The sequence below is a fragment of the Bifidobacterium mizhiense genome (assembly GCF_020884755.1).
Classification (GTDB): Bacteria; Actinomycetota; Actinomycetes; order Actinomycetales; family Bifidobacteriaceae; genus Bombiscardovia; species Bombiscardovia mizhiensis.
Genome location: NZ_BPWE01000003.1, coordinates 293188 through 313727 on the forward strand (window position 1 = coordinate 293188; position 20540 = coordinate 313727).

Here is a 20540-nt window from a genome sequence, read left to right on the forward strand (position 1 = left end):
CATTGGCGCTTCTGCAGCCAGAGAAACTTACTTGCCCTTGCCGAAAGCCCGCAGCTGGGTGGCGTTCCAATCCTTGCTGGCGGTGGTGGGCATCAGGGCGTTCATGCCCGCGGTCTTGGCCGCATTGGAAACGACCCCTGGCGCCGATGCCCCCGGTCTGCCGGGTTTGGGAGTCAGCACCCAGAAGGGCGCACCCTTGTTGACCATGGCCGAGGCATCCATGATGGTATCTGCCAGATCGTCCTCGGCATCGCCGTCCCGCCACCAGATGATGACCCCATCCACGGCTGCGTCATAGTCCTCGTCCACCAGCTCTTCGCCGGTCAGATCCTCGATCCTGGTCCGGATCCCGTCGTCGACATCATCGTCCCACATCCATTCCTGAACGATATCGCCGGGATGGAAACCGAACTCTTCCGCTGTATAGGTTGTAGTCTCAGCCACGGCTTCAGCATAACAAGACTGCCGGAATTCACCAATTGGACCGGCCTTGTCTTATCTGCCCTTGGCGGCTGTGCAGCGGGGCAGCCCCTCCCCCTGGCCATGGCCGATGGCCACCAGGGCCTTGTAGGCCTCGTCCAAGGTGGATACCCGCACGTCGCGCAGGCCCTGTGGCACATGGCCTGCCACCTGTGGGCAATTAGCCGCCGGGGCCAGGAACCAGGTGGCGCCGTCCCGCCTGGCGCCCAGCATCTTCAGCTGGATGCCGCCGATGGCACCGACCCGTCCCTTCTGGTCCATAGTGCCGGTACCTGCGATGGTCAGACCGCCTGTCTCCTGCTCCGGAGTGATCTTGTCGATGGCTCCCAGGGTGTACATGAGCCCGGCCGAGGGACCGCCGATGTCGGCCACCCTCATGCTGAACTGCAGGCCTGAGACGTCATATCCCCGGGCCTTGAGGAAGGCCAGAGCCTGGGCCGAGGCAGCCTTCTGGGAGCCGTGCATATCACCCTGCTCCTGGCGCTTGTACTCCTCCACACTCTGCCCGGGAGGCACCACGGCCTCCTGGGGAAGCACCGTGGCGTGGGGGTCGGCCCAGCCCACCAGAGCATCCAGATTGGAGGCCGGATAACCGGGGATTCCGCGGGCATTGACCGTGGTCATCAGCAGACGGCCCTTGTCATGGTGGACCTGGCCGCCCTTGACCTTGATGACCGGTGAGCCTTTTGAACTTCCCAGCACATCCTGAGTGGGTCCGGGCGTCTCGATGGTATAGGGCGAGGGGAGGAAAAGCACCAGGAGGGCCAGAATGATCAGAAGACCGCCGACCAGCATTTTGCGGGTGGGTCCGCCAAGCGTCCCGATTTGCCTTTCGGGTGCGCCTGTGGCGCAGTGATCCGATTTCCCGTGCGGAAGTGTCATAGCTCCAATATTATGGTTGATGAAGACGATAATCCCGGCAGACGTCGACCTCGATGGCGGACGGCCTGCCTTGGCGAGGACTGGAATCAAAGCAATGGACGAGAATGCAATCCACCAATGGCTCATCGAGTGCTTCGGCCCGGTGCAGGGCGAGCTGGCCTGGAGTCAGTTCTCACAGCTGCCTGAGTCCATCCGCTCGCAGATGGCGGCCCAGGGAGCCGATCAGCTGCCCAAACCCGCCGAGGTCCAGGCCCTGATTCAGGCTTTCACGGCCGGAGGGCTGAACACGCCGGCTGACATGCAGGCCCAGGCCGACCAGGGGCCCATCAACGTTGCCCTGGCCAAGAACATCGCCCTGGGACGCACCAGGGCCGACCAGTCCGATACCACCGTCACAGCCGAGGACAGCGAGCGGGTGGCCCGGGTCATGAGCGAGGCCAACCTCTGGCTGGACGCCGTCTGCTCCTTCGACCCCGCCCCAGGCCAGACAGAAGCCTTGACCCGTGCCGGATGGATCGAGGGCAGCATAGACGCCTGGGTCCAGTTCGCCTCGCCTGTGGCCCAGGCGGTCAGCGAGGCCCTGACCTCCGTCATAAACCAGCGCTTCCAAGGTTTCGATCAGGGCGAGATTTCGGGGATGTTCGCCGGACCTGTGCCCATCCCCCTGCCCGACAATCTCAAGGATCCGACCACGCTGATGAGACTGCTGGGGAACACCTCGTTCGCCATGCAGCTGGGGCAGGCCGCCGGCGAGCTGGCCAAGGAGGTCCGCGGAGGATTCGACCAGGGCATCCCGTTGCTGAAGAACCCCGCCGGAGCCCTCATACCCCAGAACATCAAGGCCTACGCCAAATCATTGGAACTGGATCTGGACGAGGTCACCCGTTACATGGCCCTCAAGGAGGCCGCCCACGCCCGGCTCTACGCCGCCGTCCCCTGGCTGATGCCGCGCTTCGAGGCCCTGATCGGCAAGTACGCCCGGGGGGTCTCCATCGACCTGGACGCGGTGGAGGATCAGCTGCGCGACGCCGACCAGATCAATCCCGAATCCATCGCCGGCGCCATCAACCTCAGCAATGTCGGCATCGAGGACACCCCTGAGCAGAAGGAGGCCCTGCACAGCCTGGGCGACCTGCTGGCCCTGGTGGATGGCTGGGTGGATTGCGTGGTCTGGAATGCCGGCATGGCCCACCTGCCCCACCTGGAGCAGCTGCGGGAGATGACCCGACGCGAGCGCGCCGTGGGAGGGCCGGCCGAGCAGACCTTCGAGTCCCTGCTGGGCCTGCATCTTCACCCCAAGCGGCTGCGCGAGGCCGCCGACCTCTGGGAGCGCATCACCGCCGAGGAGGGAGTCCAGGGCCGTGACGGCCACTGGTCCCATCCTGACCTGCTGCCTTCCATGCCTGTCAAGGACGAAGGCGGACAGGGCGGAACATCCACCTCTACAGATGGGCAATCCGAGCAGAAGGCCTCCACTTCCGCCACCTCGGTGGACTGGGATGCCGAGCTGGACAAACTGCTGAATGCCGAAGACAAGGATTCCTCTGCCGATCTGGCCACCCCTGCAGACTCCGACGCTTCCGATTCCGACGCTTCAAATGACCAGGAGCATTCAGACCACGAAGCCCCCGGCAATCAGAAAAGCGCCGGCACCGATCCCAAGGACCCCGACAGCGGTCACCCGGACCAGAACAACTCAGACAAGGGCGATTCGGACGGCAACCAAGCTTGAATCGCACTCCCTCTCCCCGCGTTCCGAGGGGCCGAATCGATAGCGCTCAGCGGTGAATGAACCGGCTGGGAGCGCGCCGGGCAAAGGCGCTGCCATCCTTGTGCTCTGCATAGGAAAGATGCAGGGTGTCCTCTGCTCGGGTCACCCCTACATACATAAGGCGGCGCTCCTCCTCCAGAGCATCCCCCTCGGGCGGTGAGCCAAAGGGAATCAGCCCCTCGGCACAGCCCACGATGAAGACATGGGCGAACTCCAGCCCCTTGGCAGCATGAATGGTGGAGACCGTGACCCTCCCCTGGCCCATGCCGCTCTCCAGCTGCTCCAGCACCTCATGTTTGCTCAGATCGACCGACTGGTTCTGCCAGCCCGACTCCGTGCGCACCCGGTAGCCGATTCCGCGTTCGTGCAGGGCACGGCAGATCAGGGTCTGCTGGGCGTTGATCCGCGTCAGGATTGCAAACTGGCCTGGCCGGGCCCCCTTCCGGATCATGGAGGATATACGGGAGGCCACGGCCCCAGCCTCATCACCATCGTCCTCGTAACGGGTCATCGCGACCCTGCTGCCCTCCTGACGGGCTGATTTCAGCTTCAGGTAGTCGTCACGCACCGGCGAGCGAGCCAGAATGCCATTGGCGTAGTGAACCACCCTTCCCGTGGACCGGTAGTCGGTGGACAGGTCCAGATCGGCCTTGATGCCCGGAAATTCCTGGGGGAAATTCAGCAAATAGTAGGAGGTGGCTCCAGCGAAGGAGTAGATGGTCTGGGCCGGGTCCCCCACCACGCACAGGTTCTGCCTGCCGTTGAGCCAAAGCTTGAGCAGGCGGTGCTGGAGGGGCGAGACATCCTGGTACTCGTCCACAGTCAGCCAGCCGATGCGGTCTCTAATGTCAGCAGCAGCCCGGCCGCCCTCTTCCAAAATGTGGCAGACCAGCAGAAGAATATCGTTGAAGTCCATCTGATTGTGGGCGGCCTTGGAGCTCTCGAAGACCGTGTACAGGTCGGCCATCCGATCAGCCTCCAGACCGGCCGGCGGCAGACGGTGGCTGGCCGCACAGACCCGAACGTAATCCTGGGGGGCGATCAGCCCCACCTTGGCCCAGTTGATCTCCGCAGTCAGGTCCCTGACCTGGCCCGGGTCGGCCTCCTGCCCGCAGACCCGCTGGTAGGCGGAGGACACCAGGGGACCCACATCCTCAATCAGGTCGGGAGGGTAGGTCTCGCTGACCTGGGGCCAGACCCGCCTGAGCTGGTGCAGGGCCGCCGAGTGAAAGGTCGCCGCCTGCAGAGAGGCCGACACGCCAAGCTTGGTGAGACGATCACGCATCTCGGCTGCGGCACGGACCGAAAATGTCACTGCCAAGGTTCTGGAGGGCTCCCAGCTTCCACTGGCGCAGGCATAGGCCATCCGCCGGGTGATGGTTCTGGTCTTGCCAGCCCCGGCGCCCGCGACGATTCGCACAGGCCCGTCGAGCACGGTGGCCGCCTGCCGCTGGGCGGGGTCCAGACCCTCCAGCAATCGTTCCTCATCCTCTTGCACACCCCCATTGTGTCAAAGGCCGGTACCGGAACCGGCGGCGGCGTGCCCATGTGGTCAAGTGGACAACCATATCCACAACGGTCCTTGTATTATCCTTGAGAATGTGAGTGAACGAACGAAGCTGACCCTGGCCGCCCTGGCGTCGGCCGCCATGCCCGAGGTGCCCATGACCGGCGCGCGGGACTGCGACCAGCTCAGCAGCCTGGACCGTGCGCAGGGCGTGGACTGCGCCGTGGTCCAGGACGCGACCGGCAATGTCTATGACGTCTGGGCCACCAGCTCGGAGGCCGGCAAGCGTCGGTTGGGCGCTCGGGTCAAAGCGGCTCAGGCCCTGGCCGATGCCAAGGAGATGGCGGCCATGGGCTTCCGGGTCGAGCGCATCCTGGCCTACCAGCCCGGCGAGAAGGCGGACAGTCCGACCGGCACCACCGCTGTTGCCGTCATGACCCACTGCCCAGGGCGAATCCGTCCCCTCCACCTGCTGACCCTGAACGAATGCACCGCCGCGGGCACCGCCATCGGCGCCATCCACCGGGTGCGCCCTGATTTTCTGAAAACCCACGGCTATCCGGCCTTCTCCACTGCCCAGATCGCGGCCCAGCTGCGGGGATGGATCAAACGGCTGCGCATGGATGGCCATGTGCCCAAGGAAATCACCGATTCCTGGGCCTCCATCGTGGCAACCGAGGGGCTCTGGTCCTTTGAAACCTGCACCGTACACGGAGGCTTCTCCGACGGCGATTTGCTCTACGCGGGCTCCGGACTCAGCGGGGTCTACGGCTGGCAGGACATGCAGGTCAACGATCCTGCCCGTGACCTGGCCTGGATCTTCGCCAAGCTGGACGGGTCCCGCCGCAACGCCGTCATCGCGGCCTACGGCAGGATGATGGGGGCCCGGCTGGACGACCTGATCATGCTCAGGGCCAACCTCTGGCTGCAGATGGAGCAGGTGGGCGACTTCATCACCGCCCTGGATCATGCCGACAACGAACGGATCATCCAATTCAAGGCCCAGGTGGAGCGTCTGGCCCAGCAGTTGGGCGACCACGAGCAGAACCAGCGCGCCCGTCGTCAGCAGCAGACTTCCGGTTCGTCACCCACTGGGGCACCCTCCACCATCACCGTGGGCACCCTGCTCGGCGACGACAATGCCGAGAATCCGGCATCAAAACAGGGCCTCGCCGCGGCAGATGCGGCAACCTCACCTAAGGAACCCTCCTTCGAACCCTCGGATGAGAGCTCGGCCACCATCGCCATCAGCAGGGCAGAAATGGCTGACCTGGCTCAGACCCAGACCGCCATGGACCATTCCGAAGCCAGGAATAAGCCCATCAGACAGGCCCAGAGCACAAACCTTGGCAGCGACAATCAACCCAAGCCACCAGCTGTTGCTCCTGTTGCCCAAGAAGAGGAATCAGGCCTGAGCGATCACTTCCGCGGCATCGGCAGTCCAGCCACCGGCGACAAGGATACGGGTGGCGAGGCGAATCCAAAGGCTGCAACGAGCGACGCGTCCGTAGACAGCCAGTCCTCGACTGAGGCAGGAGAGACCGCTTCCCAGCCGCATGATGCCTCGTCAGCTCAAGCCCTCGCCAACGATCAGGCTGAGACCGTCGTCATTCCCAGAAAGCCCCTGCCCGAGCAGACCCCCACGCTCACTGCAGACGGACAGGCATCGGCATCACCGCCAGAAAGCGGCTCTTCCCCGGAGGAGCATCAGGGAGACGCTTAGAGCGTAATCACCCGGGCCAGCGAATAATGAGACCGGAAGAACCGTGGGCCGGCAGGTCTGGGCGACGGAGAACAACCTTGGAGGTAGCAATGGATATCGAATTCGGCATCAAAAATGTGGCCCGCACGGTCAACTTCAGCACCAATGCCAAGGCGGATGAGGTGGCTGCCCACATCGCCCAGGCCCTGAACGAGGGCGGACCCATCGATCTGGTGGACGACAAGGGCCGTCACATCATCGTTCCCAAGGAGTCCCTGGGCTACGCAGTGGTCGGTTCAGACACCACCCATCCGGTCGGCTTCGGTGTCCTGGGAGGCTCCGCCGACTGAGACTGTGATCGCCTGACGGGGGCGGCTGGATCCTTGTAGTCCGACCGCCCCCGATCCGTATCCGCTAACCCTTCCAGGCCACCGGACGGCTCCCCCGGGCCCTGTCCACGATTTGGGCCACCACCTCGCCACTGGTGCTGTTCTCCCCCATGCGATTGGGCTTGCCTTGGCCGTGCCAGTCCGATCCTCCGGTTACCAGCAGCCCCCAACGCTGGGCCAGGGCCATGAGCCGTCGACGCTGCTCAGGCGGATTGTCCCGATGCCAGACCTCCAGTCCGCCCAGTCCCTCTCTGGCCAGCGTGGCAATCTGTTGGTCGGAGAGCAGGACGGGATTACGGTTGACCGCACCAGGGTGGGCGACGACCAGGACACCGCCTGCGTGGTTGACGGCCGCCAGCACCTGGTGGGTGGTCGGCGAGGGAGTAGGCAGGTAGTAGGCGCTCCTGGAGGAGCAGACCCCGGCGAAGGCCTGGCTCCGGTCGGCATAGACACCGGCCTTGACCAGGGCATCGGCGATATGCGGGCGGCCCACCGTGGTCTTCGACCCCTCCTTGACCTGGTCCAGCACATCCTGCCAGGTGATCGGATAATCCCGGGAGATCCGCTCAACCATGGTCCTGGTTCTGGTCAGCCTGGCCTCCCTGGTCTTGGCGAAGAGCCCGGCGATGACTGGATCCTTGGGATCGTAGAGGTAGGCCAGCATGTGAACCGAGACACGGCCATCCTGCGCAGTGATTTCGGTGCCCGGCAGCAGGGGCATTCCCAGGGACTGGGCCGCCTGACGGGCCTCATCCCAGCCCGCATTGGTGTCATGGTCGGTGATGGCCAGACCTTCCAGTCCCAGCTGCCGCGCCTGCTCGACCATCCCCCGGGGCGTCACGGTGCCGTCGGAGAACACGGTGTGGCAATGCAGGTCCCAGCCGGAGACCGTGACAGTATCCTCATGCGTCATGCCTCCATCCTAAACTCGTGAACGCGTTCCCGTCTCAGAGAACCCTCCCGACCATTGAGGTGATGGACCCCATGAGCGAACCGACCTCGTCAGCCCCTTCCAGCTATCTGATTGCCGCCCTGACCTCGTTTGCGGCGCTCTACGCCAGCCTGGTTCTGTCAGCGGAAACCCTGCAACTGGCGCGTCACCCCCAGGGCCAGCTCAGCTGTGACATCAACTCGGTGGTCTCCTGCTCAGCCGTGGCCCAGTCCCCCCAGGCCGAACTGATCCGCCTGGGGACCCTGCCGATCCCCAATGCCTTCCTGGGGCTGGTCGCCGAGGCCGTCTTCCTGACGCTGGCCGTAGTGGGCCTGTGCCGGATCAAGATGCCTACGCTGCTGGCGGCAGGGACCTGGCTGGCCTCGCTTGCCGCTCTGGCCTACGCGCTCTGGCTGTTCACCCAGTCGCTCTTCGTCATCCACGCCCTCTGCCCCTGGTGCCTGGTCATGACCTTCGCCACCAGTCTGCAATTCATGGCCTTCAGCCACGCCACAGTCATCCAGCAGGGTCTGCCGCGCAAGAGGTCGGGATGGCTGCTGACATACTATCAGCGGCATTTCGATCTGATGGTCGACCTGGTCTGGCTGGTCGCCCTGGCCACTATCGTCCTGGCTGTGGAAGGATCCGCCCTCTTCGGCTGATCAGCAGTCTGGCACATGCTCCAGGGTCAGACGGGCGACCATCCTGGCCGGTCCAGTCAGCCACACATCCTGCGGATCCACATCCACCTGCAGACGGCCCCCGCCCACCTGGATGGTCCAGTGGTCAACCCCGGTCAGGGCTCGCAACAGCACGCCGCTGGCGCACAGACCGGTCCCGCAGGACAGGGTCTCGCCCACCCCACGCTCATAGACCCTCATGGTGGCCCGACCGCTGCCATTGTCGGCATCCAGGGCATCCAGACGCAGGAATTCCACATTCTGCCCCTCAGCCAGCCCGGGCCTGACCCGCGGCGGGGCCGACAGGTCCAGATCGCCCGGATCGGGCAGATCGGTCCTGGCCAGCAGATCGGTCACGGTCCCGGGCAGTCCACCGGCCTCCAATTCGGCAGCGACTGCAGTGAGAACGACTGCATGAGGATTGCCCATATCCACCATGGTGCCAGGAGCCGAGCCTCCCAGGGCGCCGCCGTCGACCAGCTGCTGCCCCACCGGACCCATCCGCCAGGCCCCGACCTTGACCTTGAACACATGCTCGCCGTCGCACTTCATCGGACTGCGCGAGACGATCCGCTTGACCCCGGCCCGGGTCCCCAGCAGGAAGGAGGAACCTTCCATAGTCGGTGTCAGCCCCTGCTTCTGGGCGAAGAGGGTGATGGCCCGGGTCCCGTTGCCGCACATCTGAGCCAGTGATCCGTCCGCATTGCGGTAGTCCATGAACCACTGACAGCCGAAACGATCGCAGGCATCCACCTGGTCCTGATTCAAGTCGCTGACATCAGCCGGATGGGTCAGCCGGATGACCCCGTCGGCCCCGACCCCGAAATGACGGTCGCACAGCCAGCGCACCTGGTCGGCCGTAGGCTCCAAATCCCCCCGGGGATCGGCGTAGACCACAAAATCGTTGCCGGTGGCTTGCATTTTGTAAACAGTCCGGGGAATACTCATGCTTGTAGCGTACGGCCCTTCGGCGACAGGCTAGGCTGGTTCTTCGGCTGTGAAAGGAGCGGATCAGATGACATCAGATGCACCGATCGGGATCTTCGACTCCGGACTCGGCGGTCTGAGCGTCACCGCAGCCATCCGTAACCTCCTTCCTCAAGAAAACCTGCTCTACTTCGGCGACTCCGCCTACGCCCCCTACGGCACCAAGGAGCCAGCACAGATCGCCCAGCGCTGCCAGGTTATCGGCGACCGATTCATGGACCAGGGCATCAAGGCCATGGTCATCGCCTGCAACACCGCCACCAGCGTCTGCGTGGATGACATGCGCCGGCGCTACCCGATCCCGGTCATCGGCATGGAGCCGGCACTGAAACTCGCTTGCATGCGCGGCGGAGGCCGACCCCAACGCGTACTGGTCACGGCCACCCCGCTGACCTTGAAGGAAGCCAAGTTCTCACGCCTGATGGCACGGTTCTCCGGCAGGCACACCATCCTCACCCAGCCCTGCCCGGACCTGGTGACCATTGTGGAGTCTGACAGGCTGAACGACCAGGCCCTGGTCGATGCCACCCTGCACCGTTATTTGGACCCCTATGATCTGCAGACCCTGGATGCCCTGGTCCTGGGCTGCACCCACTTCGTCTTCTTCCGACAATCCATCGCCCGCATCTGCCCGCCGGGCCTGGCGCTGATCGACGGCAACCCTGGGACGGCCCGCCACCTCAAGGATCTGCTGGCCCAGGCCGATGCCCTCAACCCGGGCCCGGGCCCCGGCAGCGTACAGATCGCCAACTCCGATCCCTCACCGGCCATGCTGGATCTGTCCAAGCGGCTGCTGGCCTCCTGCCGTCCCTGAACGGCTTGTCCTACGTTCACGCATAAGCTGACATCAAGCGCGGATACTTGTCAGGAAACGAGGTGCCCATGGCACGCAAAAGAACAGCCGTCATCGACGTAGGCGGCGGCTACCGGTCCATCTTCGGCGCCGGCGTCTTCGACCGCTGCATGGAGCAGGGCATCACCTTCGATCACTGCTACGGGGTCTCGGCCGGCAGCGCCAATCTGGCCTCGTTCCTGTCGGGCCAGCTCAGACGCTGCTACCGCTTTTACACGGTGTACTCCTCCCGCAAGGAGTACGCGAGCGTGAGCAACTTCCTGACCAAGCACACCTTCGTTGATCTGGACTACGTCTATGGCAAACTGTCGGCCCACGATGGGGAATGCCCGCTGGATTACCAGGCTTTGAAGGCCAATCCGGCCCTGTTCACCGTAGTGGCCTGCAAGGCCACTGACGGATCCACTGTCTACTTCGACAAGTCCGACCTGGCCCAGGACAACTACGATATCCTCAAGGCCTCATCCACCGTGCCCGTGGCCAACAAGCCCTACATGATCGATGGCGTGCCCTATCTGGACGGCGGTATCGCCGACCCGGTTCCGGTTCGCAAGGCCATGGACGAGGGCTACGAGCGTATCGTCCTGGTTCTGACCCGTCAGAGGGATATTCTGCGCGAGCAGAAGAAGGATGTCCTGCCGGCCCGAATCCTAGCCAGAACTTATCCGGCGGCCGGCGAGCGCCTGATGGAGCGCTACCGCACCTACAACGACGAGGTGGCCCTGGCCAAGCAGGCCGAAAAGAAGGGCCAGGTGCTCATCCTGGCCCCGGACAGCCTGTGCGGGCTGACCACGCTGAGCAAGTCGCTCAAGGGACTCAACGCCATGTATGACAAGGGCTACCGGGCAGCCGAGGCCATAGCCGACTTCCTGGAAAGCTGAGCAAGGCCTTACAGAACCGGCATCTCGGCCCCGCCCTCTGTGCCCGCGCTCCTGCGGCCATGGCGGGGATCCGCACTCCCCTGGGTGCTCTGGGCGGTCATCAGCGCTGCGGTCATCTGGTTGAAGAGTTCGTTGTAGCCACCGGGGGTCGCCGCTGGCAGAACCAAGGTCTTGGCATTGTCGGACTCGGCCAGCGAGCGCATCACATCCAGATATTGGTTGAAGAGCACCACATTGTTGACGGCATCGATATCCATGCCCACGGCCCGCAGACTGTTGATCTGATCCACTATGCCGTTGGCGATCTCCCGCCGGTAGTTGGCCTGGCCCTCGCCTTGCATCCTGGTCTTCTCGGCATCGGCCCTGGCCTGGGTCTCGATCTCGATCCGTCGGGCTTCGGCACGCTCCCTGGTGGCCTCCTTCTCACGCTGGGCCGCATTGATGGAGTCCATGGCCTGCTTGACCTGGGTGGAGGGGTCGATGGCCGTGACCAGGGTCTTGATGACCGAGAACCCGAAGCGCTGCATCTCCTGGCCCACAGTCTGCTGCACATCGGAGGCGATGTCATCCTTGCGGGCGAAGGCGTCATCCAGGCTCAGGGCCGGAATGGCCGACCTGAGAGCGTCCTCCATGTAGGAACGCAGCTGGCCCGCCGGGTCGACCAGCTCGTAGTAGGCCGTGGATACGTTGGCCGCCTCCACCCGGAACTGTGCGGAGACCTCGACGGTGACGAAGACGTTGTCCTTGGTCTTGGTCTCCAGCTTGACATTCAACTGGTTGACCCGCAGGTTGGTCTTGGCGACTATCCGGTCCACCAGGGGAATTTTGGCGTGAATACCTGCCAGCGCCACGCGGTGGTACTTGCCGAAGCGCTCAATGACGTCCGCCTGCTGCTGGGGTACCACGAAAATCCCCAGAAGGAAGATGATCAGCGCCAGAACCAGCACGACGATCACAATGGCGATGCCCAGATGCATGAGTGTTCTCCTTCGAGCTTAAAACCCTTGGGGCCGGACTTGAAAACCGCACCATTCCGGCCTTTCCTCCCATCACCATACATGATGGACTCGTCTGAATACTCGGTTCGGGCACACAAGGGGTAATAGACTCGGCTTAACAAGGCTTCAACCCGAAAGGATGAATATGGCAAAACTACGCGGCATCGACGCCGATATCTTCCCCTTGGTTCTAGGCGGCAACACCTTCGGATGGACCAGCGACGAGTCCGAATCTGACCGGGTCCTGGACGCCTACACGGCAGCCGGAGGCAACCTGATCGACACAGCTGACGTCTATTCGGCCTGGGCCCCAGGCCACTCCGGCGGCGAGTCCGAGATCGTCCTGGGCCGCTGGCTGGCCAAGAACGGCAACCGCAACAAGGTCCTGGTGGCCACGAAGGTCAGCCAACACCCCCAGTACTCAGGCCTGTCAGCCAAGAACATCGAGGCCGCTGCCGATGCCTCTCTGCTCAGACTGGGCCTGGATGTGATCGACCTCTACTACGCCCACTTCGACGACAGCTCCACCCCCTTGGAGGAGACTGCGGCAGCCTTCGACAAGCTGGTCAAGGAGGGCAAGGTCCGGGCCATCGGAGTGTCCAACTACACACCGGACCGGATCCGTGAATGGTTCAGCATTGCACGCAAGGAGGGCCTGACCCTGCCGGTGGCCCTGGAGCCCCAATACAATTTGGTCTACCGCAAGACCTATGAGGGTGGCCTTATGCAGGTCGCCAAGGACGAGGACCTGGCTGTCTTCCCCTACTTCTCGCTGGCTTCAGGCTTCCTGACGGGCAAGTACCGGACCATGGATGACCTCAAGGGCAAAAAGCGCGAGGGCATGGTCAAGGACTTCTTCACCCAGGAGGGGCTGGACGTGGTCGCCGCCATGGACGACATCGCCAAGGCTCACGGGGTCGAACTGGCCACCGTCGCCCTGGCCTGGCTCAACCACAGGCCTGGGATCGCGGCACCCATCGCCTCTGCACGCACCCCTGAGCAACTGCCAGCCCTGCTGGCCGCTGCTCATCTGGAACTGAGTGACCAGGATATGCAGACCCTGGATCAGGTCAGCGACAAGGTCAAGGGCTGATCTGCAGCCGGTACCCCATCGCAGTTGCCTGCAGCAGGGCTTAATAAAAAGGGCTTCCATCCGATACGGGATGGAAGCCCTTTTGTGCAACGATGATCAGGCCTTAACCAAGTCAACCCGGGGCTGGTCCACATCGCCGGCATTGACGGTCAGGCTGGTGGCCAGGGTCTCGTGTGCGATCAGGTCGCTGAACTGCTGGGCCTTGGGGGCATCCTCCCTAGGCAGGGTCAGGGTCAGCCGGATCCGGTCAGCGATGTCCAGGCCAGCGGTCTTCCGGGCATCCTGAACCTGGCGGATCAGATCTCTGGCATAGCCTTCGGCCAGGAGGTCGTCGTCCAGCTGGGTGTCGAGGATGACGAAGCCGCCGGTGGGCAGGGCTGCGGAGGCCGAACGGTCAGCCTGGGAGCCATCCTCCTGCTCGATCCTGTTGTCCAGTTCGTATTCGCCTGGCTCCAAGGCCACAGGTCCGTCGGGGGTAGTGACGACCACATGGCCGTCCTGCTCCGACCAGTCGCCCTGCTTGGAGGCCCGGATGACGAACTGGACCTGCTTGCCCAGGCGAGGCCCGGCCACACGGGCGTTGACCTTGAGATCGTGGATGATTCGCAAGCCGTGCTGTCCGGCCTGATCCAGGGTGCAGAATTCCACATCCTTGATGTTGAGCTCGGACTTGAGCACGTCCACGTAGGGGCGGGCCGCATCGGGGTCACGAACCACCACCGTCAACCGGGACAGGGGCTGGCGGACGCGGATCTGCTCGGCCTTGCGCAAGGCCAGGGTGGCCGAAACCACCTCGCGAACTTTCTCCATGGCGGCTACCAGGGCAGGATCGTCACGCAGGACCTGTCCCAGTTCGGTCTCCTGCCCGGTGGCCTCATCGGCCAGGAAGGGCCAGTCAGCCAGATGGACCGACTCGCCGCCGGTCAGACCACGCCAGATCTGCTCGGCCTCCATGGGCGCCAGCGGGGCCAAAACTCGGGCGAAAGCCTCCAGGACCGTGTAGAGGGTGTCGAAGGCCTGGTGGTCCTCGCCCCAGAAGCGGTCGCGGTTGTTGCGGATGTACCAGTTGGTCAGCACATCGATGAAGTCGGTCACTGCATCGCAGGCATCAGAGATGGCAAAGTCATCCAGGGCCTTCTGCACCGACTGGATCAGCCGCCGGGTCCGTGCCAGCAGGAAGCGGTCCATCTCCGGCAGGCTCGCCACCCGATCCGGCGTTAGCGCCTGGGCCTGGTAGCCGGCGCCCTTGTTGGCCGCGTTGGCGTAGAGCGTGTAGAAGTAGTAGGAGCTCCAGACCGGCAGCATGACCTGGCGGACCGTGTCGCGAATGCCATCGGCAGTGACGACCAGGTTGCCGCCGCGCAGGATGGAAGAGCTCATCAGGAACCACCGCATGGCATCGGAACCATACTTGTCGAAGACCTCGTTCACATCCGGATAGTTGCGCAGGTGCTTGCTCATCTTCTGGCCGTCGGAGCCCAGAACAATGCCATGGCAGATCACGTTCTTGAAGGCCGGCCGGTCGAAGAGGGCCGTGGACATGATGTGCATGGTGTAGAACCAGCCACGGGTCTGGCCGATGTACTCCACCACGAAATCGCAGGGATCCCTGTCCTCGAAGTACTGCTTGTTCTCGAAGGGGTAGTGGAACTGGGCGAAGGGCATGGAGCCCGACTCGAACCAGCAGTCCAGCACATCGGTGATCCTGTGCATAGTGGACTTGCCGGTCGGGTCGTCAGGGTTGGGCCTGGTCAGCTGGTCGATCCAGGGCCGATGCATGTTGATCTGCCCCTTGTCGTCAGTCGGGTAACGTCCGAAGTCCTTCTTGAGCTCATCCAGGGACCCGTAGACATCCACCCGGGGGTACTTGGGATCATCCGAGACCCAGACCGGGATGGGCGAGCCCCAGAACCTGTTGCGGGAGATGGACCAGTCGCGGGCGTTGGCCAGCCACTTGCCGAACTGGCCGTCCTTGACATTCTCGGGGATCCAGTTGATCTGCTGGTTGAGTTCCAGCAGGCGGTCCTTGATCTTGGTCACGGAGACGAACCAGCTGGAGACCGGCTTGTAGATCAGGGGGGTGCCACAACGCCAGCAGTGGGGGTAGGAGTGGACGTAGCTCTTCTCCTGGAAGAGGAGGGCACGATGCTCGACAGGGATCTGTGCCAGGGGGCCGTCGCCTGCGCGCAGGTTGCGCACGATGGGCATATTGGCATCGAAGGCCTGCAGGCCCTGATAGTCAGGGCACTGCTCGGTGAAGACGGCCCCGGCATCGAGGACATCCACGCTGCGGATGCCCTTGGCGTTCAGGGTGTTCATATCGTCCTCGCCATAGGGAGCCTGGTGGACCAGGCCGGTGCCCTCCACAGTGTCGACGTAGTCAGCCGTGTAAATGGTATAGGCATTGGGGCCGGGGGTGCCGCCCTCGGATTCGGCCTGCTCTCCGGCGAAGTAGGGGAAGACCGGCCAGTACCGCCAGCCTTCCATCTGGGAGCCCTTGAGGGTGCGAACCACCTGGTAGTCCTCCCCCAGCTGCTTGGCGTAGTCGCCCAGACGGGCCGTGGCGATGTAGAAGCGCTTGCCGGCGAAGGACCCCGACACCGGGCTGACCTCCGAGTATTCGATATCGGCGCCGACCACGATGGCCAGGTTGGTGGGAACAGTCCAGGGGGTGGTGGTCCAGAAGACCGCATAGGCATCTTCGTCCCTGAGCTTGACGGCCACGGAGACGGTGGTGTCCTGCCGGTCCTGATAGACATCGGCATCCATACGCAGCTCGTGGTTGGACAGCGGGGTCTGATCCTTCCAGCAGTAGGGCAGCACCCGGTAGCCCTTGTAGGCCAGGCCCTTCTCGTAGAGGGTCTTGAAGGCCCACATGACCGACTCCATATAGGAGACGTTCAGAGTCTTGTATCCGTGGTCGAAGTCCACCCATCGGGCCTGACGATGGACGTAGTCCTTCCACTCGTTGGTGTACTTGAGCACTGAAGCGCGGCAGGCGTCATTGAACTTCTCGATGCCCATCTGCTCAATCTGATCCACGCTGTCGATGCCGAGCTCGCGTTGGGCCTCCAGCTCGGCGGGCAGACCGTGGGTGTCCCAGCCAAAGACCCGGTTGACCTTGTGACCCTTCATGGTCTGGTAGCGGGGAATGACATCCTTGACGTAGCCTGTCAGCAGGTGCCCATAGTGGGGCAGGCCGTTGGCGAAGGGCGGGCCATCGAAGAAGACGAACTCGTTGTCGGCATGATCGCCGGAAGGGCGACGATCCACAGATTTGTTGAAGGTGTCGTCCTGATCCCAGTAGTCCAGAACGGACTCCTCCATATCAGGGAAGGAAGGATTGGGCTTCACCTTAGCCAGAGCCGGGTCCACCACCGCCTTGGGATAAACTTCCCCATCCCGATTTGTCGCATCTGAGGTATCAGTGGTCTGATTCACCGTTCACGCTCCTCGCTGGTCGTTCATATCGCCATGCCGAGGACGAGGGACCCAGGGGGCCCACCGCGGTACCACCTCGCTTGCCCGGCCAATGACCCGCGCCGGACCGCTTGATCTGGGCTATGCGGGCCCACCCGTCGGTTCTACTGAGGATCGCCGCAAGCAGTCCCGTTCTTCCGAGGGCTCCCCGCTGATGACGGATCAAGGCCCATTGGTGAACAGATTATACCATCTTCAGGAAACCGGACCCGCACGTTCGCATAACGAAACAGTCGTCAGGACTGGAAGCGATCGGGATGGCGTGGATCACCCGGCAGGTTATCCAGAGTGTTTTCGACACCTAGTGCCTGCCTCCAGAAGTCCAGGGAATGGCCATAGGGGCTGGCCTGGCCGCCGCGGACCTGCAGGTCGGCCTTGGCCTGGAGCACATCCTCCTCGCTCACCCCGTCCATGAGTCCGACAAGTCTGCCGAATCGTTCCGAGTCGTAGAAGATACCGCCGACGACCTCAAGAAGTCTGCTGGCCCGTTCCATGGGCAGGGAATCCCAGTGCCTGAGCTCGATGTAGTTCTTCAGGCGGACGTCATTGAAGTGCGTAGTCAGGATGTGCGCTATCTCGGCGTCGTTGAGCCGGCGGTCAGGATAGATTTCCCCGGCGTTTTCGTGCCAGGCGATGAAGACCTGCTTCCCCTGCGGTCCATCCACCTCAGGGGTGTGGGAGACATCGGCGACCATGAGCGGAGTGGAGAGTATGTCCACGGCATAGTCCTCCCAGCCGAAGCCATCCTCGAACAGCCCGGGAATCAGGCCTGTGCGCTGGGTGTCGAGCCAGTCCCAGATCCGCTGGCGCCGTAGGGGCATGCGGTTGGGCTTCCCCTCAAAGATCGGAGTGTTGCGGAAGAAGTAGGCCAAGATGGGACCGATGGCCGTGCCCAGACGGATCTTGGCGATGGCATCCTTCTCGTCCTGATAATCGATGCTGATCTGAGTGGAGGCGGTGCTACGCATCATCATGGGTCCACACTGACCAATGCGACCCAGGTAGGTGTTCATGACCGCATAGCGTTCCTTGGGATTGACGCCCACATCCGCGTAGGAACCAGCCGGACGGTACCCGTACTCGACCAGCCGGAACCCCAAGCGCTCGGCAATGGGGTCGACCTCGGCACGGAAGCGACGGTAGAGGTCCTCGAATTCTCGGCTGTCCCGCACCACACCCAGGGAGCACTCCACCTGGCTGCCGGGCTCCAAGGAGACCACACAGCCCGGCCTGCTCAGCCCCACCAGGTGTCCGTCCTCCCGGTACTCCTTATCGCCGTCGTAGCAGGGCTCCAAGGCAGACAGCAGGGCCTCGATGCCCCGCTCCCCCTCATAGGGAACCGGGGCATCGGATCCGTCGTTGCGGACCGGCAGATGCTCAATCTCGATGCCGAACCGCCACTGGGACCGCGGCTTAGACCCGCGCGAAAAGTAGTCGACCAGGCTGGCTACATGCCGCGGATTAGGGACCGTCAACAGGTGCGCGTACCCAGCGCCTACGCTTTTCCTCATGCTGCAATCGTAGGAGCGGACGAGGGCCCTGGGCAATCAACACGCGAGGAGTTCCGCTACCGGATGGCGGTCAGTCAGCCCACGGTCACCGTCACGGCCTGCAGGTCTTCCCTTCGTGAGGAGGACCCCACCAGTACCTGGAATTGGCCGGGTTCGACCCTGCGGTTGCAGTCGGCATCAACCAGGGTCCACTCGGCCACAGGGAGGTCAAAGACCACCTTCCGAGTCTGCCCTGGATCCAGCTGAATCCTTTGGAAGGCCTTGAGTTCGCGGTCAGCCCAGCTGACGGAGGTCACCAGGTCGCTAATATAAGCCTGAACGACCTCGGTGCCCGGCCGCTGGCCGGTGTTGGTCAGGTCCACGGTCACCCTGACCGTGTCCTCTGGGCCAACGGTGTCTGGTCCATCGACCCGAGGCTTTCCGTATGCAAAGGTGGTGTAGCCCATCCCCTGGCCGAAGGCGAAGGCAGGATCCTGGGTCAGATCGGCATAGCGGTTTCCATGCTGGCCCCGGATCTGGTTGTAGTAGACCGGCAGCTGCCCGGCATGCCTAGGGAAGGTGATGGGCAGTCTGCCTGTGGGCTCGACCTTGCCGACGAGAATCCTGGCCAGGGCACGACCGCCCTGCATGCCCGGGTCGGGCTGCCAGATCAGAGCCCTAGCCGACTGCGCAGACGGAGGCAGGATCAGCGGCTTGGAAGACATGAGCACAATGACCATGGGCTTGCCCGTCCACTCCAGGGCATCCAGCAAATCACGCTGAGGACCATAGAGCTCCAAGGTGGCGGTTGAACGGCCCTCGCCCACCAGCTGGACCACGTCGCCGACCACGGCAACCACCAGGTCGCTTTGCCTGGCCAGGTCTACGGCCCTGTCGAAGCGGCGCTGATCAATCCTAGCCGGGGCCGCCACCTTGGGCCTGGGCTGGCCATCGGGGAAGAGTTTGCCCGCCGGGTCGTCGACCAGACGGAGCACCTCAACACCCTGCTCGCAGTTAAGCTGCCAGTTTTCGGGCAACTCCTGACGCAGACCGTCGGCCACGGTCGTGATCATCTCCCGAGGCTGGTCCTTGATCCAGTCGCACTGACCTGAACCGCCCGCCCAGTCCCCTAGCTGGTTCTGGGCATCGTCGATCAGCGGACCCACCAAGGCAATGCTGTGTGCTGAGCCATTACCAGGGCGGCCATCAGCATCCACACCTCCGAACAGGGGCAGGATGCCGTCGTTCTTCAAAAGGACTGCAGACTCCTGGGCCACCTGGAGGTTGAGCTCCTGGTGCTCCGGTGAGTTGATGACTACCTTCTGGGCCTCGGGATCGGGCAGGCGCGGATCCTCGAAGAGCCCCATGCGGAATTTCAGGGCCAGGATGTGCTTGACCGCCCGGTCAAGGTCCTCCTCGCGCAACAGCCCGACATCCAGCGCATCCAAGGCTCCCTGGTAGAAGCCTGGCGTGGTCATGATCAGGTCGTTGCCTGCCTTGACTGCGGCCGCGGCGGCCCTGGCGTAGTCGGGCTGCACCTTCTGCTCCCAGACCATGCGGCCCACGTTGTCCCAGTCGGTGATCAGGGTGCCCTGGTAACCCCACTCCCCTCGAAGAACGTCGTTGAGCAGCCAGTTGTTGATGGTGACCGGTACCCCGTCTATGGACTCGTAGCCCAACATGAAGGTGGCCACGCCCTCCTTGGCCAGGCGCTCGAAGGGCGGCAGGAACCAGGAGAGCAGCTTGCGGTGCGAGAAGTCGGCCTCGGAGGCGTCGCGCCCGCCCTGGGTCTCGGAGTAGCCGGCAAAGTGCTTGGCCGTGGCCAGCACAGCATCCTTGGGCAGGGTTCCGGTCATGGCTGATCCGCCCTGGTAGCCGCGCACCATGGCCGAGGCCATTTCGCCGATCAGGAAGGGATCCTCGCCGAAGGTCTCGTCCACCCGACCCCAGCGGGTGTCCCTGGCGATGCAAAGCACCGGGGAGAAGGTCCAATGAATACCTGTCGCGGCGATCTCCTCGGCTGCAGCCCGCCCCATCCGCTGAACCAGTTCAGGGTCGAAGGAGGCTGCCATGCCCAGCTGCTCGGGAAAGATGGTGGCCCCACGGAAGAAGGAATGGCCGTGGATGCAGTCGTCGCCGATCAGCAGGGGGATGCCCAGTCGGGTGCGATGAACGGCCTTGTCAGCCTTGATCATGTTCTTCGGAGAGACATGCAGCAGGGATCCGGCGTGCTGATCCACCACCTCCTTGTCCACCCCCTGGCTGGCGTCCAGCTGCATCATCTGGCCTACCTTCTCTTCCCGGGTCATCCGTCCCAGCAGGTCGGCCACCCGCTCATCCACGCTCAGGTCGGGATTGCGGTAGGGCAGATCCTCCGTCAACTTCCTTGATGCCATCTGGGCACCTTCCTTTCTCC

The 20540-nt window shown here is 63.5% G+C and carries 16 protein-coding genes; 7 read left to right on the forward strand and 9 right to left on the reverse strand.

The window, feature by feature from the left end; translation table 11 throughout:
- Positions 1 to 27 precede the first annotated feature (27 nt).
- A complete protein-coding gene (locus LPC22_RS06055) occupies positions 28 to 444 on the reverse strand; it encodes a DUF3052 domain-containing protein (RefSeq protein ID WP_045924062.1) in 417 nt (138 codons plus the stop codon).
- A 51-nt stretch (positions 445 to 495) separates the two neighbouring features.
- The gene (locus LPC22_RS06060) at positions 496 to 1362 is read right to left on the reverse strand and encodes a S16 family serine protease (RefSeq protein WP_229133127.1); all 867 of its coding nucleotides are present in this window, start codon (positions 1360 to 1362) and stop codon (positions 496 to 498) included.
- A 94-nt stretch (positions 1363 to 1456) separates the two neighbouring features.
- Between LPC22_RS06060 and LPC22_RS06065 the strand changes: the two genes are divergently transcribed.
- Positions 1457 to 3094, forward strand: coding sequence for a zinc-dependent metalloprotease (locus tag LPC22_RS06065; protein WP_229133128.1), 1638 nt, complete (start codon positions 1457 to 1459; stop codon positions 3092 to 3094).
- A gap of 46 nt (positions 3095 to 3140) precedes the next feature.
- Here the strand turns inward: LPC22_RS06065 and LPC22_RS06070 are convergent, their stop codons facing one another.
- Entirely contained in the window at positions 3141 to 4631 is a 1491-nt protein-coding gene (locus tag LPC22_RS06070; protein WP_229133129.1) for an ATP-dependent helicase, read from the reverse strand.
- A 103-nt stretch (positions 4632 to 4734) separates the two neighbouring features.
- Here LPC22_RS06070 and LPC22_RS06075 point away from each other — a divergent pair, with 103 nt between their 5' ends.
- Positions 4735 to 6363: a phosphotransferase family protein gene (locus LPC22_RS06075; protein ID WP_229133130.1), complete on the forward strand. Its 1629-nt coding sequence runs from the start codon at positions 4735 to 4737 to the stop codon at positions 6361 to 6363.
- Between the two features lie 89 nt (positions 6364 to 6452).
- On the forward strand, positions 6453 to 6692 hold the full coding sequence (locus LPC22_RS06080; protein ID WP_144085453.1) for a DUF3107 domain-containing protein: 240 nt from the start codon (positions 6453 to 6455) through the stop codon (positions 6690 to 6692).
- Positions 6693 to 6756: 64 nt separating this feature from the next.
- Here the strand turns inward: LPC22_RS06080 and LPC22_RS06085 are convergent, their stop codons facing one another.
- Positions 6757 to 7644 (reverse strand): PHP domain-containing protein, encoded by an 888-nt coding sequence (locus LPC22_RS06085; protein ID WP_101432089.1) that lies wholly within the window; start codon positions 7642 to 7644, stop codon positions 6757 to 6759.
- Between the two features lie 71 nt (positions 7645 to 7715).
- On the opposite strand from LPC22_RS06085, the gene LPC22_RS06090 reads away from it, so the two are divergent.
- On the forward strand, positions 7716 to 8324 hold the full coding sequence (locus LPC22_RS06090) for a vitamin K epoxide reductase family protein (RefSeq protein WP_101432255.1): 609 nt from the start codon (positions 7716 to 7718) through the stop codon (positions 8322 to 8324).
- Here the strand turns inward: LPC22_RS06090 and dapF are convergent, their stop codons facing one another.
- Positions 8325 to 9290: a diaminopimelate epimerase gene (gene dapF, locus LPC22_RS06095; protein ID WP_229133131.1), complete on the reverse strand. Its 966-nt coding sequence runs from the start codon at positions 9288 to 9290 to the stop codon at positions 8325 to 8327. It abuts the gene before it with no gap.
- A 67-nt stretch (positions 9291 to 9357) separates the two neighbouring features.
- Here dapF and murI point away from each other — a divergent pair, with 67 nt between their 5' ends.
- Positions 9358 to 10143: a glutamate racemase gene (murI, locus tag LPC22_RS06100; RefSeq protein ID WP_101432087.1), complete on the forward strand. Its 786-nt coding sequence runs from the start codon at positions 9358 to 9360 to the stop codon at positions 10141 to 10143.
- A gap of 68 nt (positions 10144 to 10211) precedes the next feature.
- Positions 10212 to 11063 (forward strand): patatin-like phospholipase family protein, encoded by an 852-nt coding sequence (locus LPC22_RS06105; protein WP_121913983.1) that lies wholly within the window; start codon positions 10212 to 10214, stop codon positions 11061 to 11063.
- 8 nt (positions 11064 to 11071) lie between these two features.
- Here LPC22_RS06105 and LPC22_RS06110 read toward each other — a convergent pair whose 3' ends face one another.
- Positions 11072 to 12040 carry an SPFH domain-containing protein gene (locus LPC22_RS06110; RefSeq protein WP_029676141.1) on the reverse strand — a complete coding sequence of 323 codons (969 nt, stop codon included), beginning with the start codon at positions 12038 to 12040 and terminating at the stop codon, positions 11072 to 11074.
- Between the two features lie 166 nt (positions 12041 to 12206).
- Between LPC22_RS06110 and LPC22_RS06115 the strand changes: the two genes are divergently transcribed.
- Positions 12207 to 13154, forward strand: coding sequence for an aldo/keto reductase (locus tag LPC22_RS06115; protein ID WP_121913982.1), 948 nt, complete (start codon positions 12207 to 12209; stop codon positions 13152 to 13154).
- Between the two features lie 96 nt (positions 13155 to 13250).
- On the opposite strand, the gene ileS is transcribed toward LPC22_RS06115, so the two are convergent.
- The 3 genes from ileS to LPC22_RS06130 all read right to left on the reverse strand — a co-directional run bounded on the left by ileS (position 13251) and on the right by LPC22_RS06130 (position 20520).
- Positions 13251 to 16595 (reverse strand): mupirocin-resistant isoleucine--tRNA ligase, encoded by a 3345-nt coding sequence (ileS, locus tag LPC22_RS06120; protein WP_229133132.1) that lies wholly within the window; start codon positions 16593 to 16595, stop codon positions 13251 to 13253.
- Between the two features lie 275 nt (positions 16596 to 16870).
- A complete protein-coding gene (locus LPC22_RS06125; RefSeq protein WP_229133133.1) occupies positions 16871 to 18145 on the reverse strand; it encodes a glutamate-cysteine ligase family protein in 1275 nt (424 codons plus the stop codon).
- A 74-nt stretch (positions 18146 to 18219) separates the two neighbouring features.
- Positions 18220 to 20520: a glycoside hydrolase family 3 N-terminal domain-containing protein gene (locus tag LPC22_RS06130; RefSeq protein WP_229133134.1), complete on the reverse strand. Its 2301-nt coding sequence runs from the start codon at positions 20518 to 20520 to the stop codon at positions 18220 to 18222.
- Between the last annotated feature and the right edge of the window lie 20 nt (positions 20521 to 20540).